The sequence below is a fragment of the Dactylococcopsis salina PCC 8305 genome, from assembly GCF_000317615.1.
Classification (GTDB): Bacteria; Cyanobacteriota; Cyanobacteriia; order Cyanobacteriales; family Rubidibacteraceae; genus Halothece; species Halothece salina.
Map to the genome: position 1 here is coordinate 2171409 of NC_019780.1, position 16418 is coordinate 2187826.

A 16418-nucleotide genomic window follows, 5' to 3' on the forward strand; every position below is an offset into this window, starting at 1 on the left:
ACGGTAGTTAACGGAGAAAGCGTTATGCCACAGTTTCTAATTACTTGGATCGCAACCGCGATCGCCCTACTGATTACAGCAAAGATTGTTCCTGGTTTAGTGGTGGATAGTATTTCCGCATCCATTATTGGAACAGCGGTTTTAGGATTTGTTAACGCGATCGTCAAACCGATTTTATTTATCTTTACTCTTCCCTTAACGATTCTCACATTGGGATTATTTTTATTAGTTTTAAATGCCATTACCTTTGGGATTGTTGGCTATTTAACCCCTGGTTTTGAAGTGGATGGGTTTCTCCCAGCTTTATTTGGATCATTAGTTTTATCGTTTATTGCAGGATTATTAAATCAATTTTTCCAAGGCGATTAAACTCAACTCAAAACCTAATATAGGGGATAACAAATGTTCTCCCCTACTCAGAAAAATGCGATTAACCATAAGTGAATCACAAAAGGAGGAACTAATGTTATCGAAAAAAATGCGTAAATTCTTAACTTATTTGATCGTTTTAGTTTTTGGTGTTTTAATTGGGCTAGGAGGATATAAAGTGCTTCCTTCTCAAGCGGAAACCATTGCTAGAAGTAACGCCGTTGCTGAAACGCCGAATCCTCAAACTATAACCAATCGCTTTGTTAGTCTCGCGGTAGAAAAAGTGGGGGATACAGTGGTTCGGATTGATACCGAAAGAACCGTTACTCAAACCAATCCTTTCGCCGATGATCCCTTTTTCCGTCGCTTCTTTGGAGATGACTTTAATGTTCCCAGAGAAAGACGTTTACGCGGTCAGGGTTCAGGGTTTATTGTGGATAGTAACGGTATTGTTCTCACCAATGCCCATGTCGTCAATCAAGCCGATCAAGTGAGTATTAACTTAAAAGACGGACGAACCTTTGATGGCAAGGTTTTAGGTGCTGATCCTGTTACGGATTTAGCAGTGATTAAAATTAATGGTAGTAACTTACCCACAGCAACTCTCGGTGATTCTGACAAAGTGCGCGTAGGAGATTGGGCGATCGCGGTGGGAAACCCGTTAGGATTAGATAATACAGTTACACTGGGAATTATTAGCACTCTCAGCCGTCCGAGTGCAAAAGTTGGGATTCCAGACAAGCGCCTAGACTTCTTACAAACTGATGCGGCGATTAATCCTGGTAACTCTGGCGGTCCCCTCCTCAGCGATCGAGGAGAAGTGATCGGAATCAATACCGCAATCCGTGCTGATGCCAACGGAATTGGGTTTGCGATTCCCGTGAATAAAGCAAAGGAAATTTATCCGCGATTAGCACAAGGAAAACGAGTGTCTCATCCCTATATTGGGATTCGTATGATCACGTTAACCCCCGAACTAGCCCAAGAAATTAATCGTGATCCGAATGCGGGACTAATGATTCCTGAAACCGAGGGAGTTTTAGTGATGCAAGTCCAGCCCGATACCCCCGCCGCTCGATCGGGCATCCGACGGGGTGATGTGATTACAAGAATCGCAGGAACTCGTGTCACCAGCGCCGAACAATTACAGCGTTTAGTTGAAAACAGCAACGTTGGAGAAAAACTAGAGTTTCAAGTGCGACGAGGGGAACAAGTGGAAACCTTCTCCGTCTTCCCTGCGGAATTAGACGCTTAAACCGATATCACATAGCCCCCCTTTCAAAGGGGGGTTGGGGGGATTATTTGTCGCAACCATAAGGTGGATTTCATCTTACATTGTAGCCCCCCCTTTCCAAGGGGGGTTGGGGGGATTATTTGTCGCAACCATAAGGTGGATTTCATCTTACATTGTAGCCCCCCTTTCCAAGGAGGGTTGGGGGGATTATTTGTCGCAACTATAAGGTGGATTTCATCTTACATTGTAGCCCCCCTTTCAAAGGAGGGTTGGGGGGATTATTTGTCGCAACTATAAGGTGGATTTCATCTTACATTGTAGCCCCCCTTTCAAAGGGGGGTTGGGGGGATTATTTGTCGCAACTATAAGGTGGATTTCATCTTACATTGTAGCCCCCCTTGCCAAGTAGATCAAAAGTAGGCCCTAGTGAAGCGAAGCAAAACCCAACACCAACCATAAACAATTACCTGAACTTGATATTACATTTCATTCCACCCAACCGACGGTTATGGGATTAATGTTGAGTTAGATTCCGTTTCACCGAACCGATGATTGATGATAGGATTTTGATCGAGGATGTTGTTTCATCAAGGTTTGGACTTGTTCCGCATGGTAAGAACTGCGAGTGAGAGGAGAAGAAACCACCTGTAAAAACCCGATCGATTCCCCATATTTGCGCCATTCCGCAAAAGTTTCTGGAGTGACAAACTGTTTGACACCAAGATGTTTTTGAGTCGGTTGCAAATACTGTCCGATCGTAACAATATCGCAATCAACCTTCCGTAAATCATCCATAACCGCTTTCACCTCTGCTTCCGTTTCATCCCAACCGACCATTAAACCCGACTTAGTATAAATCCAGGGTGCGAGTTCACGAGTTTTTTGTAATAATTCTAGCGATCGAGCGTAATCTCCTTGGGGACGAACCCGCCGATATAAACGAGGGATCGTTTCAATGTTATGATTGAGAACATCGGGTTCAGCTTCTAGGATCGTCGCCAGAGCATCCCAATGACCGCATAAATCAGGAATTAAAAGCTCGATCGTCGTTTTTGGTGATAACTTACGAGTTTCCTCAATACAGCGCACAAACTGGGATGATCCGTCATCCGATAAATCATCACGGTTAACCGAAGTAATCACCACATGATTTAATCCCATGCGCCGTACTGCTTCTGCTAATCGTAACGGTTCAGTCGGATCAAGGGGTTGCGGTTTCTTCTCAAAATCGATATCACAGTAGGGACAAGCGCGAGTACAAGCCGGACCCATAATTAAAAAGGTAGCAGTTCCCTTCTGGAAACATTCTCCGATATTCGGACAAGATGCTTCTTCACAAACCGTATTTAATTCTAAATCGCGCAGAGTGTCCTTTACCTTTCCCACACGCTCAAATTGAGGGGCTTTTACTCTTAACCAATCGGGTTTTACTGTCACGCTTAACCGTCTCCTAAAAGGGTACATCCATTAATCCTAACTTGCTCTGAAAACCACCGACAAGATAATCAATTTCTGCCCGGTTGTGATAGAATGTGGAACAGTTATCGGGATGTAGCGCAGGTTGGTAGCGCGCTTCGTTCGGGACGAAGAGGTCGTGGGTTCGAATCCCGCCATCCCGATTTTTATGATTTCATAAACTTTTCAGGGTTTGATCTAACGAGATAATCAGGATTTGAACGCGATCGAAATGCTTAATTTGTGATCGAAACAACCGACCAACCCCCGATGTGGCAAAGCCACCGCTCTTAGAGCATCGCGCACTTTTTCAGGAAGCACTCAATCATTTATAATCATCTAGTTGCTTCATTCCTTCTGATTTGATGACCCGTTTAATCCATGACAAATTTGCTAAGGATTATTTTGAATCTCTCCTCGAACCCTTTGGCTTGAACAGTGATCAGTTACCAGTGACCAGTTACCAGTAAACTGTGATTAGCGATTAACTAGGGAAGAGCGTGTTGCCTCTCATGGATGAGAAGACTTGTCCCATGCTTTGATGGAAAAGGATGAAAGCGTTTTTCCACCATTTAAGTTTTCCCCGAGAGTAATCAGTAATTGATGAGTAGTTCTTGTTTCCATCGGAGTCAAGAATGGTAACTGGTAACTGGTAACTGGTCACTGCTTACTGCTTCCTCGTACAGAAGAAACGCTTTGGTTAAGAGTTTTAGGAAGAGACAGAGTTCAACAAGAAGCAATTGATGAATTGGAAGCATTGAGTGAAAACAATCCCTTTCGTCAAAGGGCGCTGGAACTGCTCTATACCCTGCAAAAGGGTTTACAATCAAAGCAGGACATTGAACCAGAGGATAGGGAATTAATTATGAGATTAGAACCGCTTTATCAACAAGAAAAAGAAAAACTCGTTCGAGAATCCCAAAAGCGGGGCATGGAAATTGGCGAAGAACTTGCACAACGAGAAATTGCGAAGAATCTGCTGGATACAGGGATGGAAATTGAACAGATTGCCAGAGTAACTGGTCTTTCTCTTGAAGAGATTACTAAGCTGACCAAAAATTAGGAGTAGTGTTGTAGCGCGATCGCGCCCCCTCTCTCAAACCCCGATCGCGCCCCCTCCCCCAACAGCGATCACACACTTTTTCAGGAAGCACTCAATCATTTATAATCGTTTAGTTGGTTCATCGCTCCTGATTTCATGACTCGTTTAATCCATGACAAATTCGCTAAGGATTATTTTGAATCTCTCCTCGAACCCTTTGGCTTGAACAGTGATCAGTTACCAGTGACCAGTTACCAGTAAACTGTGATTAGCGATTAACTAGGGAAGAGCGTGTTGCCTCTCATGGATGAGAAGACTTGTCCCATGCTTTGATGGAAAAGGATGAAAGCGTTTTTCCACCATTTAAGTTTTCCCCGAGAGTAATCAGTAATTGATGAGTAGTTCTTGTTTCCATCGGAGTCAAGAATGGTAACTGGTAACTGGTAACTGGTCACTGCTTACTGCTCCCTCGTACAGAAGAAACGCTTTGGTTAAGAGTTTTAGGAAGAGACAGAGTTCAAAAGGAAGCAATTGATGAATTGGAAGCATTGAGTGAAAACAATCCCTTTCGTCAAAGGGCGCTGGAACTGCTCTATACCCTGCAAAAGAGTTTAAAATCAAAGCAGGAAATTGAATCAGAGGATAGGGAATTAATTATGAGATTAGAACCGCTTTATCAACAAGAAAAAGAAACACTCGTTCGAGACGCGGAAGAACGTGGTGAAGAACGTGCGCAAAAGCGATTTGCCCAAAAACTTCTGAGTAAGGGAATGGAAATTGAGCAAATTGCTGAACTCACGCTTGCTTTCCCTAGAAGAGATTACTAAGCTGACCAACAATGATGAGTAGTTTTGTAGCGCGATGTCGCGAAGCGACTGCTCTTCGAGCATCGCGCCCCCTTCCTCAAACCTTGATCGCGCCCCCTCCTCAAACCTCGATCGCGCCCCCCTCCTCAAACCCCGATCGCGCCCCCTCTCTCAAACCCCGATGCTGGAGCGAAGCGACCGCTCTACAAGCATCGCACTCCGAACTAGAATTTCTTACCCCAATCATTTATAATCGTTTAGTTGGTTCATCGCTCCTGATTTTATGACTCGTTTAATCCATGACAAATTCGCTAAGGATTATTTTGAATCTCTCCTCGAACCCTTTGGCTTGAACAGTGATCAGTTACCAGTGACCAGTTACCAGTAAACTGTGATTAGCGATTAACTAGGGAAGAGCGTGTTGCCTCTCATGGATGAGAAGACTTGTCCCATGCTTTGATGGAAAAGGATGAAAGCGTTTTTCCACCATTTAAGTTTTCCCCGAGAGTAATCAGTAATTGATGAGTAGTTCTTGTTTCCATCGGAGTCAAGAATGGTAACTGGTAACTGGTAACTGGTCACTGCTTACTGCTTCCTCGTCTCCCAGAAACGCTTTGGTTAAGAGTTTTAGGAAGAGACAGAGTTCAAAAAGAAGCAATTGATGAATTGGAAGCCTTGAGTGAAAAAAATCCCTTTCGTCAAAGGGCGCTGGAACTGCTCTATACCCTGCAAAAGGGTTTAAAATCAAAGCAGGACATTGAACCAGAGGATAGGGAATTAATTATGAGACTAGAACCTCTTTATCAACAAGAACGTGAACAACGCGATCGAGACGCGGAAAAACGTGGTGAAGAACGTGGTGAAGAACGTGGTGAAGAACGTGCGAAAAAGCGATTTGCCCAAAAACTTCTGAGTAAGGGAATGGAAATTGAGCAGATTGCTGAACTCACGCTTGCTTTCCCCAGAAGAGATTACTAAGCTGACCAACAATGATAAGTAGTTTTGTAGCACGATCGCGCCCCGAATTAAAATTCCTTCCCAACTCGATCGCGCACCCTACCTTAAACTCCGATCGCGCACCCTCCCCAAACCCGATCGCGCACTCTCCCTCAAACCCGATCGCGCCCCCTCCCGAAAACCTTGATCGCACACCCTCCCCAAACCTCGATGTCGCGAAGCGACCGCCCTTTTTGCCTCGCGCAGCGGATTCCTGAAGTGGATAAATTGCAGAAAGTTTAAGCAGAGAACATAAAAGGATTAACCAACGCTTCGATTCAGAGGAAGATTTACCAGAAGTGATGCAGGGAATGACATTAGCTGAAAGGGAAACTTATGTATAGCGCTACGCGCTAGGCAAGAGGCAAAAGGCAAAAGGCAAAAGTAAGTTATAGGTGAGTTTCAACATTTTGGAATGTCCTAACCTGATTTTGTAGCGCTATAGCAACAAAGCAAGCAGAACGAGAACAGATTCAGGCAAAAATTCGTGACTTATCTCAAAAACGTAGAGAACAGGATTCGATTAACAAAAAAATAGTTAATTGCATTCTAACTTCAACTCATCTAAAATAAGAATGTAAGTATGATGATTGCTATTACTAACAGTAATAATTAACACCATGTTTTCTTCTCCCTCTTCTCCAAAACAACGTATCACCATTACCATAGATACTTCCTTACTCCAAGAGGTGGATCGCTTCAGTAACAATCGTTCGGCTGCGGTAGAGGAAGCATTGCATCTCTGGCGAAAACAACAGATTGAAAACCAACTGCGATCGTTTTACCAAAACCGTTCTCAAAGCGATATTGAAGAAGAATATCTCTGGGCGGATCAAACACAGGAAGCAGCAATGATGTGTTGGGAAGATAGCGATCCCTCTCGCTTATAAATGACCTCCTTTCCCCAATTCCCCCGTCAAGGCGAAGTCTATTTAAGTAAAGCGCTACGCCAGTCTGGAGATACCAAAAAGCGCCCTGTGGTGGTGGTTTCTATTGATCTCCGCAATCAGTACAGTTCTACTGTGTTGGTTGTTCCGTTTTCTTCCGATATTGCTTCTGCTAGTAGCAACCCCTGTCGTCCACTGGTAAGAAAAGGAGAAGGAGGATTAGAAGCTGATTCAATCGCCATGTGCGACCTGATTACAACAATTGCTAAACGTTATCTGGAACCAAGTCCCTATGGAATCATTAGCCAAGATTCTCTAAGCAAAATACAAACTGCAATCAAAATTGCGGTCGGATTATTCTGAAGAATCGGTAAATTATTCGCCCCCCAACCCCCCAACTCTGGGGGGCTTCCATAATCAAATTTTTACAAATGATATAGAACTGCTATATCATTTCTGCAATATTGATAAAAAATCTATCATTTTGTTAAGGGAAAGTCCAAGTCATTTCGCTTTTCAGGGTTTTCTCTAACGAAATCATCAGGATTTGAACGCGATCGAAGCGCTTGATTTGTGATAGAAATAACTAACATAACACAAACCTAGCTTTACAAAGTAAGGTGATGTTTGTTTTTATTTGCAAGAAGGAAAATTAAAATCAAATTAGTGCCTAAGTGGGCTGGTAAGAATAAATGCTCAACCGAAGTTATACCATTTCGATCAACTGGCACTACACACCGTAGGCTGAAAGCCGTGCCGTAGGCATCCACTAAAGCCCCCCTTTCAAAGGGGGGTTGGGGGGATAAACTGTAAGCTAACTTCTTAGAAATGGTATTAGTTAAGTGCGATCTGAATAAATAGGTCGATTTGACGCTTATTCCTTTCCTCCTGCTGGGTCAATTGTTTGGTGCTAGACTAAATTCTAAAGATAGAGGAGGAGAGAGTGGTGAAATCTCAAGAAATAGACAGTTTACTGGAAGATTTGCTTTTTTACACTAACCAACGGTTGATTGAGTTTGCTCAAAGTGACGAGTTTAACTCGGTGTTAGCGGTTAGTTTTGGTGCTGAGGATGACACAACCACGATGGAAACGTTACAAGAAACTCTCCTCAGTGGAGGGTTTTTTAATGGGATTGAAGTGGCAGTTTTGCCCAGTGAGACGTTACAGGGGGCGTTAGGGGCTTATGCAGCGACAACTAACACCATTTATCTGTCTCAAGGGTTGTTAGAATCTTCTCTGGAAGCAGCAACGGCGGTGTTGTTAGAGGAAACTGGACACGCTATTGATGCGGCATTAAATTTAACCGATAGCCTTGGAGATGAAGGCGCGATCTTTGCCTCTCTACTGCAAGGAGAAGGGCTAAGGGATGAGTTGCGAGAAGAAGATGATCGCGCTACATTGAACCTCGACGGCGAACTGGTTACGGTAGAACAAGCAGAATTTGAAGTTACGACCGCAGAAGACATACCTGTTGATGGTAGTTTAAGAGGAGCAATTGTTCGAGCCAATGCCATACCAGGAACAGATACCATTACCTTTGATGGTAGCCTAGCAGGTGAAACCATTCTTCTCAATGAGGCACTAAGTATTACTGATTCCTTAATCATTGAAGCCTCAGAGACAGGAGGAATGACCATTGATGCTCAAGGGAATAGTCGCGTTTTTTTAATTGATGATGGAAACTCCGAAAATGCCATTCAAGTTAGCATGGATGGCTTAACAATTACCGGCGGTAATACAGAAGACAACGGCGCTGGTATCTGGAACCGTGAAACTCTAAACTTAACTAATACAACCATCTCTGGCAATTCCGCTTCTGGTTATGGAGGGGGAATTCATAACAGAAGTTCAACTGTAAACTTAACCAACAGCACCATCTCTGGCAATTCCGCTTCTTATGGAGTGGGAATTTACAACACAGGAGACACAGGAACTGTAAACCTAACCAATAGTATTATTGCTAATAGCACCGGTGGAGGAGATGTCTACAACTCTTATTATTCGGGCGTAAATACTTATGGTACAAATATTGTCGAAGATGGTAGTGTTCGCGGTGCTATCAATCTCGACCCTAACCTTTCTCCTTTACAAGATAATGGTGGCGGTACTCTCACCCACATTCCCCTAGAAGGCAGTTTAGCCATTGACTTGGGCGATAATAGCGTTCTTCCTGCCGACACTCAAGACATAGACGGGGATGGCGATGTTGAAGAACCCCTTCCCTTTGACCAGCGAGGCTTAAACCGTGTTATTGGCGATGCCGTTGACTTAGGGGCAGTAGAGACGGGTAACAATGGCGGTAGTGGCAATCAAGCCCCCGTTGCTGAAGATGATACCGCAAGCACTGGGTCGAATACCGCTTTAAATCAAAACGTTCTCAGCAATGACAGCGATGCTGAGGGAGATTCCCTCACTGTCAGCGCCGTTAATGGCGAAGAAAGTAATGTCGGCAGCGAATTAACACTGGCTTCTGGGGCGCTGTTAACCCTTAACGCTGATGGTAGCTTTGAATATGACCCTAATAACGCCTTTGACAACCTCGCCGAAGGAGAAACCACCACCGATCGCTTTAGTTATACCGTCTCCGATGGCAATGATGGCACTGACACCGCTAATGTTGCCATTGATATCACAGGCGTTCCCGTTCCCAGTTTTAACCTTGATGTTGACAACAATGGCGTGGCTGATCCCTTTACCGATGGTCTGACCATTTTCCGATTTTTAGGCGGGCTGAATCCCGAAACTTACGAACTCGCCAGTGATGCCGATCGCAGCGTGACGGCAGTACAAGAGTTTCTCTTTGGCGGTGAAACCTTCTTGGATGTTGATAACAATGGCGTGGCTGATCCCTTTACCGATGGTCTGACCATTTTCCGATTTTTAGGCGGGCTGAATCCCGAAACTTATGAACTCGCTAGTGATGCTGATCGCAGCGTTGCGGAAATACAAGAATTTTTACAGCCCTTCCTAGATGCGGTGTAAGGAAATCAACTCCGAAAGCAGACCTTAAAGAGAAGAACCCAATCAACATCAAGTCCAGTTGTCTGATTTTAACATCTTAGAATTTAACTACCGAGTGATACAACTGAATCAGTTAAACTGGCGAGATTTCTTAAGACAAGATAAGGAACAAATATAATGGCACAACAAATTATTACAACCGAAGAATTATTATCTGTTATCAGTGGTCAAGACTTAGCGACAATTGTTGTTGAATATAGCACAGAAGACCCACTCAATTCTCCAGCGAGAGGTTTAGGTTTCAAACTTCATTATGATTCAAGTCAGTTACAATTTGAAGACTTTAGCGATGTGTTTACTTTTGGCGCACAACCACAAGATTTTACACAATTAGCCCCTCAAGATGATAGAAATGATTTAGATAATAATCCGCAAACGGATCAAGTAATTAGCTTTCTTTATGCTGATCCCGATGTTTTTAGTAATCCTAGCGCCACTTTAGATTGGCCCCTAGCAGACAACAATATCGACAGTTTACCTGTTTCTCTTTTTGCGGTAAATTTCGATAGTAGTAATCTGGAAACAGAAACAGTTGTTAATTTTACCCTCTCCCAAGTTCAAGAGGGATTTGATAATCAAAGGAATGAAATCCTTTCTACAACCACTGTTGTTCCTGATAATTCTAACCAACCACGACAATTAGTGATTCCTGAATTAACAACGCCAACGGTTCAAGCTAATCAAGATTTTGAGGTTAATCTAGCCTACGAGATTGAAAACCTGAATCCAGAGATTACCGCAAGAGGATTAAATTTTAGACTTCATTATAATTCAGAACAAGTAGCGTTTCAGGAACTAACAACTGTTTTCGATTTTGGAGGACAAGGATTAGAAGAAACTCAAGATCAAGAAGATACGCAAGATTTTGATGGTGACAGCAGCACTGATCGAATTTTGACTTTTTTGTATTCTGATCCACAAATCTTTTCTAATCCTAATGCTGAATTAAATTGGCCCCTCAATGAATCTAATACCACTGCTGAAGATTTACCGTTAGATTTAGTTACTGTTAATTTTGAAGCCTTGGGACGTTTCGATCGATCAACGCTTAATCTCACTTTAGCCCAAGTTCAAGAGGGATTTGATAATCAAAGGAATGAAATCCTTTCTACAACCACTATTATTCCTGATAATTCTAATCAACCACGACAATTAGTGATTCCTGAATTAACAACGCCAACGGTTCAAGCTAATCAAGATTTTGAGGTTAATTTAGCCTACGATATTGAAAACTTGAATCCAGAGATTACCGCAAGAGGATTAAATTTTAGACTTCATTATAATTCAGAACAAGTAGCGTTTCAGGAACTAACAACTGTTTTCGATTTTGGAGGACAAGGATTAGAAGAAACTCAAGATCAAGAAGATACACAAGATTTTGATGGCGACAGTAGCACCGATCGAATTTTGACTTTTTTGTATTCTGATCCACAAATCTTTTCTAATCCTAATGCTGAATTAAATTGGCCCCTCAATGAATCTAATACCACTGCTGAAGATTTACCGTTAGATTTAGTCACTGTTAATTTTGAAGCCTTGGGACGTTTCGATCGATCAACGCTTAATCTCACTTTAGCCCAAGTTCAAGAGGGATTTGATAACCAAAGGAATGAGTTAGTTAATTCTCTAGAAATAGAAGCAGTGCTTGGAAATCCTCCAATTGTAGAAAATTTCCTTGATAACATAACTCTCACTCAAGGAGAACTCCCCGACCCCATCAATCTTTTTGACACCTTTGAAGACACCGAAGATGATGATGCTAATCTTACCTATACAGTCGTTGAAAACACCAATTCTGAGTTAGTAGAAACAGCCCTCGACACGGAAAGCGGTGAACTCAACTTGATTCCTGCGACGGCTGCAGGTAGTAGTGAGATTACGATCGAAGCGACAGATAGTCAAGGGTTAAGAGTTAGAGAAACATTCACCCTGACCATTAACCGACAAAATGGGAAACCAAGCATTAACGCACCTCTAAATGAAATCACCCTGACTCAAGGAGAAAACCTTGATCCGATTAACCTGTTCGACACCTTCCAAGATGACCAAGATACAGACGAAGAACTCAAATTAACCGCAAACAGTAGCAATAAAAATCTGGTTCGCACCGCCTTAGACTCCAATACAGGAAGGCTATTCCTGCAATTCCCCTCCACACGCACTGGAAGCAGTGAAATCACCGTCAGCGCTGTTGATAGCAGTGGACTCACCACCACCGAAACCTTTACCGTTACCGTTAACCCCAGTGGCGAAGCCATCAGCCTCGAAGAAAATAACGACACCTTAGAAACCGCCAGCACCCCTCAACTCAGCCCCGACACCCCCAACCTCAACCTCGCTGGCGAAATTGGCGACAACAATTTCGGTGATCAAGATATCGACCTTTATCGCCTCGAACTGCAAAAAGGCGACCAACTCACCGCCGACATCAACACTGATGATAACTCCTCCTTCGACTCCTTTTTAAGACTCTTCGACAGCTTCGGACAAGAAGTAGAACGCAACGACGACAGCCAACAAGGGGAAAACGACTCCCTATTAGAATTTAGTGCTGACACCTCACAAACCTACTATATTGGAGTCAGTGGCTTTGGTAACGACCAATACAACCCCAACTTAGAAAACTCTGGTAGTAAAGGAGACACTGGCAGTTATAACCTCGCCCTCACCCTCACCAGTACCGCCAGCGAAACCCCCAACGATACCATTTCCCAAGCGATCGCCACCAGCGCCTTGATTCAAGAAAACGGGCAATTTCAACAACCTGGCTTCCTCGGCGACAACAGCACCCTTAATAACCCCAACCTCGACGTTGACTTTTACGAAATCCAACTGACTCAAGGGGAAACCGCCACCATCGACATCGACACCACAGAAAACAGTCCCCTCAATCCCATCCTACGCATCTTCAACGCCACTGGTGGTAACGTTCCCAACGGCTTCAACGATAACGCCAAAGCCCCAGGTGAACAATTAGGAAATGACCCCTATCTCGAATTTACCGCCCCCTTTAGCGGCTCCTATTATGTCGGAGTCAGCGACCAAGCCAACGACCTGTATAGCCCCTACAACCCCGAAAGTGGACAAAGTCCAGGGGCAACAGGCGCGTATGCAATCAACATTACGCAAGATGTTTCCCGTGAAGATAGTCCCCCCGAAGCCTCTCCCAACGACACCCTCGACACCGCCACCGCCTTGTTAGTGGGAGATGAAATTCAAGGGAATATTGGCGATAGAACGGAATTTGTCACCGTTCCAGGATTAGATGTTGACGTTTACACCCTCACCCTCGAAGCTGACCAAGCCATCAGAATTAACCTCAATCGCACCTCACAGTTAGACCCCATCTTACGCTTCTTTAACTCCGAGGGAGAAGAAATTGCCTTCAATGACGACATCGGTAGCAGTGACAACGCCCTCTTAGAACTCACCATTCCCGAAACAGGAGACTACTACATCGGAGTCAGTGGCTTTGGTAACGAAAACTATGATGTCACCACAGCAGGCAGCGGTAAATCATTCGCCAGTACCGGCAGCTATCAACTCATTATCAGTGACCAACAACCAGAAATTTTAGAAGCAGGAGAAGAAGAAGAAAACGACACTCTAGACACCGCCACCGCCACCAGTTTAACCGCAGACAGCCTCGGTAGCCTCAAACAAACCAACGCCATTGGCAATAATCCCAATTTAGAAGAAGCAGGATTAGATGTAGATATCTTCCAAGTAGAACTAGATACTAATACCCGTCTCACCGCCGAGATTAACACCGAAAACTTCAACAGTGAGTTTGACTCCCTCCTCCGTGTCTTCAACAGTGAAGGAGAACAACTCGACTTTAATGATGATGAAAGCAGCGACAGTTTAGACTCCCAATTAGAATTTATCCCCACCGTAGCCGGAACCTATTATGTGGGAGTCAGTGGCTTAGGGAATGAAAACTATAACCCCAAGACAGTCAGTAGCGGTAACGCTGGCAGAATCGGAGATTATGAAATTGAACTTCGCCTCAATGAAGTCACTCCCCAAGAAAATCCCACCAACGAAACCCCTGAAACAGCAAGCCAAGTCAACTTAACCAATAACCGCTTTAGCACCAATGGTGTAATCGGTGACAATACTAATGTTGAGGTCGATCGAGACTTCTACGAAATTGACTTAGAACAAGGAAGCATCCTCAATATAAGAGTGAACGGAGACAACCTCGAAAGTTTCGTCCGTCTCTTCAACAGTAAGGATGAAGAAATTCCCCTCGAATATGAAGCGGGAGACTTCCCTCACCCCAGCCTCAACTTAACCATTCCCGAAGACGACACCTACTTCCTACAAATCAGCGCCTTCGATAACAATGAAGACGGTATCCCAGACGATAGCATCGGAGACTATCGCCTCAACCTAGCCGTCGCACCCCCTCCCCTTGCCGCCCAACCCCCCGTCGAAGAAATCCGACCCACCGCCAACAACGATCGCTTTCGGGCTGCCTCCCAGCGCACTGCTATCTTTAATGTTTTGGGAAATGACAGCGCCAACGATGACCAAGGCTTTCTCGAAATTACTGACTTCACCGCAACCACCGAAAAAGGCGGAACTGTTGAACTCGATAACCAGTCGCGGTTAAGATACACTCCCAACCCCGACTTTGGAGGCGTTGATACTTTCACCTACACCGTCGCCAATGAAAGTGGTGGCTTTGACCAAGGCACAGTAGAAGTCAATGTTAATCGTCCGCCAGAAGGCGCAAGTGTTCAAGTTGAGTTGGATGTGCGTTCCGTTCCTGGAAAAGAAGACCAACTCAATGACGGCTTGCAAATCGGAGAAGAGTTTATCGTTGATGTTCGTTTTCTCGATCGCGTGAACAGCGAAAATCCCTCGCAAGCGGTGCGTTCTGGGTATGCCGACCTTCGATTTAACCCGAATCAGTCGCAAGTCGTCACCGATACCGACATTGATAACGACCAAATTACCGACGGAATCATCCGTTATCCAGAATACCCAGGAGGTCGTAAAGGAACCGTCCGCAACGCAGAAGGATTAGTCGATGAAGTGGGAGGTTTTTCCATATCACAAGACCCACCAGAAGCAGAAAACCGCATTTTCAGTCTTCATTTACAAGCAATAGGAGGAGGAAACACCGCCCTCTTCGCCAGTGAAGCGGGACAACAAATCGGGTCAGCAATTACTCTGTTTGATACCTTCATCACCGACCAACGCAATCAAACTAACTTCCCAGAAATTGATATCGCCACCGTCACCAACTCCGAAACAGTGGAAAGTGCCTTCCCAGTGAACCTCGCCAACAATAATGTAATCGAACAGGGCGAAATCTCAGGAGTACAAGGGATAATCGAAGCCATGCAAGTGAACATTGACTTTCAAGACTTAGCAGGGAACTCCTTAGAAGATGTCGCTGTGGGAGAGGAGTTTAAGATTGTTCTCTCTGCGGAAGACTTACGTCCAGACGGTCAACAATTAGGAGTGTTTAGCGTCTTTGCCGATGTCTTCTATGATACGGTTTTGATTGATGTCACCGAAGCCGAATTAGTGGGAGATTTTGCCTCCCCCGTCTTAGAATTACCCACAGCAGTGGAACAGGGTTCAGGAGAAGGATTAATCGATGAATTGGGGGGAACGAAAGAGAACTTTAATCCCGTCAGAAGCGGCAGTCAAACCTTTGCCGAATTAACCGTCACCGCCAAAGCGCCTGGACAATTAGATGTGAGTACCAACGCCCCAGAGGGGAAAACCGCGAAAAATACACTGTTTGGGGTGGATGTAGAGGTGACAGAGGGGACAGTTTACAGCGAAAAACGCCTCGATATCCTCGGTGAAACAGAAGAAGGGAATCCTGATTTAGTGATTACAGAATTTGACGCAGTTGTTGATCATGTATTGGGAGGAGAAACTGAGGTCAATTTGACAGTGGAAAATCAAGGGGATGGAACGTCTCCAGGTTTCCAAGTGGAAATTCTTTACTATACCGCCGATGATCTAGGGGAATTAGAAGAAGAAGAACCAATGGTGGTGAAAACTCTGGCTTTTGAGGAGTTAACAGAAAGCAGAAGTGAAACCGCAGCAGTGTCTCTACCAGTAGAGGTAATGTTAGCAGAAGCGTTAGAAGATGATCCTTCAGTGTTTGGGGAAACCGTTCCAGATGAGGGCTTCTTTGAGTCGAATAATATCGACTATTTAGGGGTGCGCCTAGTTAATAGTGAGAGTTCTGGGGAAACTACAGAAGAGTTTACGAATAACGGTGTGGATGGAACAGAAGGGGTAAATGTGGATGATATCGCTTATTTCCCCTGGGATGTGGTTAATAATAACGGTGATGGCGTGATAGCTGGAGAAGAAGATGATTTAATCAGTGATAGACAAGTGACTCCTGTCGATGCTAATTTTGTGTTTGAGAACATTGGTGAGGTGATTACCGATGAGGTGGTTGAGTCTCAGCAAGTGGGAACAGAAGGCTTAGATTTAAGTCGCATTGATTTAGATTTAGATGGGGCGATTTCTCCCGTAGATGCGGTGCGTGTGGGGAATCGAGTAAACTATCAGTTAAATTCTGCGATTAATGATGATGTTGTGGGTTAAGTTATAGCAATACTAGGTA

The 16418-nt window shown here is 44.3% G+C and carries 12 protein-coding genes, 1 tRNA gene and 1 pseudogene; 13 read left to right on the forward strand and 1 reads right to left on the reverse strand.

The genetic code is table 11. The features are described from left to right. Positions 1–24 precede the first annotated feature (24 nt). Both DACSA_RS10750 and DACSA_RS10755 read left to right on the forward strand, forming a co-directional pair. Entirely contained in the window at positions 25–369 is a 345-nt protein-coding gene (locus DACSA_RS10750; protein ID WP_015229783.1) for a phage holin family protein, read from the forward strand. 94 nt (positions 370–463) lie between these two features. Next, entirely contained in the window at positions 464–1624 is a 1161-nt protein-coding gene (locus DACSA_RS10755; RefSeq protein ID WP_015229784.1) for an HhoA/HhoB/HtrA family serine endopeptidase, read from the forward strand. A gap of 516 nt (positions 1625–2140) precedes the next feature. On the opposite strand, the gene lipA is transcribed toward DACSA_RS10755, so the two are convergent. Then, positions 2141–3040: a lipoyl synthase gene (gene lipA / locus DACSA_RS10760; protein ID WP_015229785.1), complete on the reverse strand. Its 900-nt coding sequence runs from the start codon at positions 3038–3040 to the stop codon at positions 2141–2143. A gap of 108 nt (positions 3041–3148) precedes the next feature. Here lipA and DACSA_RS10765 point away from each other — a divergent pair. From DACSA_RS10765 to DACSA_RS10810, 11 genes and pseudogenes are all read left to right on the forward strand, one after another. Beyond that, positions 3149–3222: transfer RNA gene (locus tag DACSA_RS10765), tRNA-Pro, on the forward strand. A 593-nt stretch (positions 3223–3815) separates the two neighbouring features. Continuing rightward, positions 3816–4121, forward strand: coding sequence for an RpnC/YadD family protein (locus DACSA_RS10770; protein ID WP_232225064.1), 306 nt, complete (start codon positions 3816–3818; stop codon positions 4119–4121). 635 nt (positions 4122–4756) lie between these two features. Further along, complete coding sequence (locus tag DACSA_RS22125; protein WP_232225065.1) at positions 4757–4927, forward strand: hypothetical protein; 171 nt, start codon at positions 4757–4759, stop codon at positions 4925–4927. Between the two features lie 11 nt (positions 4928–4938). Continuing rightward, positions 4939–5193 carry a hypothetical protein gene (locus DACSA_RS10780; RefSeq protein ID WP_156800763.1) on the forward strand — a complete coding sequence of 85 codons (255 nt, stop codon included), beginning with the start codon at positions 4939–4941 and terminating at the stop codon, positions 5191–5193. A gap of 496 nt (positions 5194–5689) precedes the next feature. Next, a complete protein-coding gene (locus DACSA_RS22130; RefSeq protein WP_232225066.1) occupies positions 5690–5884 on the forward strand; it encodes a hypothetical protein in 195 nt (64 codons plus the stop codon). A gap of 11 nt (positions 5885–5895) precedes the next feature. After that, entirely contained in the window at positions 5896–6120 is a 225-nt protein-coding gene (locus tag DACSA_RS10790; RefSeq protein WP_041235446.1) for a hypothetical protein, read from the forward strand. Positions 6121–6522: 402 nt separating this feature from the next. Then, positions 6523–6792, forward strand: coding sequence for a hypothetical protein (locus DACSA_RS10795; protein WP_015229787.1), 270 nt, complete (start codon positions 6523–6525; stop codon positions 6790–6792). After that, positions 6793–7152: a type II toxin-antitoxin system PemK/MazF family toxin gene (locus tag DACSA_RS10800; protein ID WP_015229788.1), complete on the forward strand. Its 360-nt coding sequence runs from the start codon at positions 6793–6795 to the stop codon at positions 7150–7152. Positions 7153–7735: 583 nt separating this feature from the next. Continuing rightward, complete coding sequence (locus DACSA_RS10805) at positions 7736–9772, forward strand: Ig-like domain-containing protein (protein WP_232225067.1); 2037 nt, start codon at positions 7736–7738, stop codon at positions 9770–9772. Between the two features lie 28 nt (positions 9773–9800). Further along, positions 9801–9911: pseudogene (locus DACSA_RS23050) on the forward strand (flagellar assembly protein H); the annotation flags it as partial. Between the two features lie 17 nt (positions 9912–9928). Beyond that, positions 9929–16399: a pre-peptidase C-terminal domain-containing protein gene (locus DACSA_RS10810; protein WP_015229790.1), complete on the forward strand. Its 6471-nt coding sequence runs from the start codon at positions 9929–9931 to the stop codon at positions 16397–16399. The last annotated feature ends 19 nt before the right edge of the window (positions 16400–16418 follow it).

Excerpts from the sequence above, each read along its gene's own strand:
- DACSA_RS10750 (WP_015229783.1), top strand. The coding sequence starts at position 25 with ATGCCACAGTTTCTAATTACTTGGATCGCAACCGCGATCGCCCTACTG.
- DACSA_RS10755 (WP_015229784.1), top strand. The coding sequence starts at position 464 with ATGTTATCGAAAAAAATGCGTAAATTCTTAACTTATTTGATCGTTTTA.
- DACSA_RS22125 (WP_232225065.1), top strand. The coding sequence starts at position 4,757 with ATGAGATTAGAACCGCTTTATCAACAAGAAAAAGAAACACTCGTTCGA.
- DACSA_RS10780 (WP_156800763.1), top strand. The coding sequence starts at position 4,939 with ATGATGAGTAGTTTTGTAGCGCGATGTCGCGAAGCGACTGCTCTTCGA.
- DACSA_RS22130 (WP_232225066.1), top strand. The coding sequence starts at position 5,690 with ATGAGACTAGAACCTCTTTATCAACAAGAACGTGAACAACGCGATCGA.
- DACSA_RS10790 (WP_041235446.1), top strand. The coding sequence starts at position 5,896 with ATGATAAGTAGTTTTGTAGCACGATCGCGCCCCGAATTAAAATTCCTT.
- DACSA_RS10795 (WP_015229787.1), top strand. The coding sequence starts at position 6,523 with ATGTTTTCTTCTCCCTCTTCTCCAAAACAACGTATCACCATTACCATA.
- DACSA_RS10800 (WP_015229788.1), top strand. The coding sequence starts at position 6,793 with ATGACCTCCTTTCCCCAATTCCCCCGTCAAGGCGAAGTCTATTTAAGT.
- DACSA_RS10810 (WP_015229790.1), top strand. The coding sequence starts at position 9,929 with ATGGCACAACAAATTATTACAACCGAAGAATTATTATCTGTTATCAGT.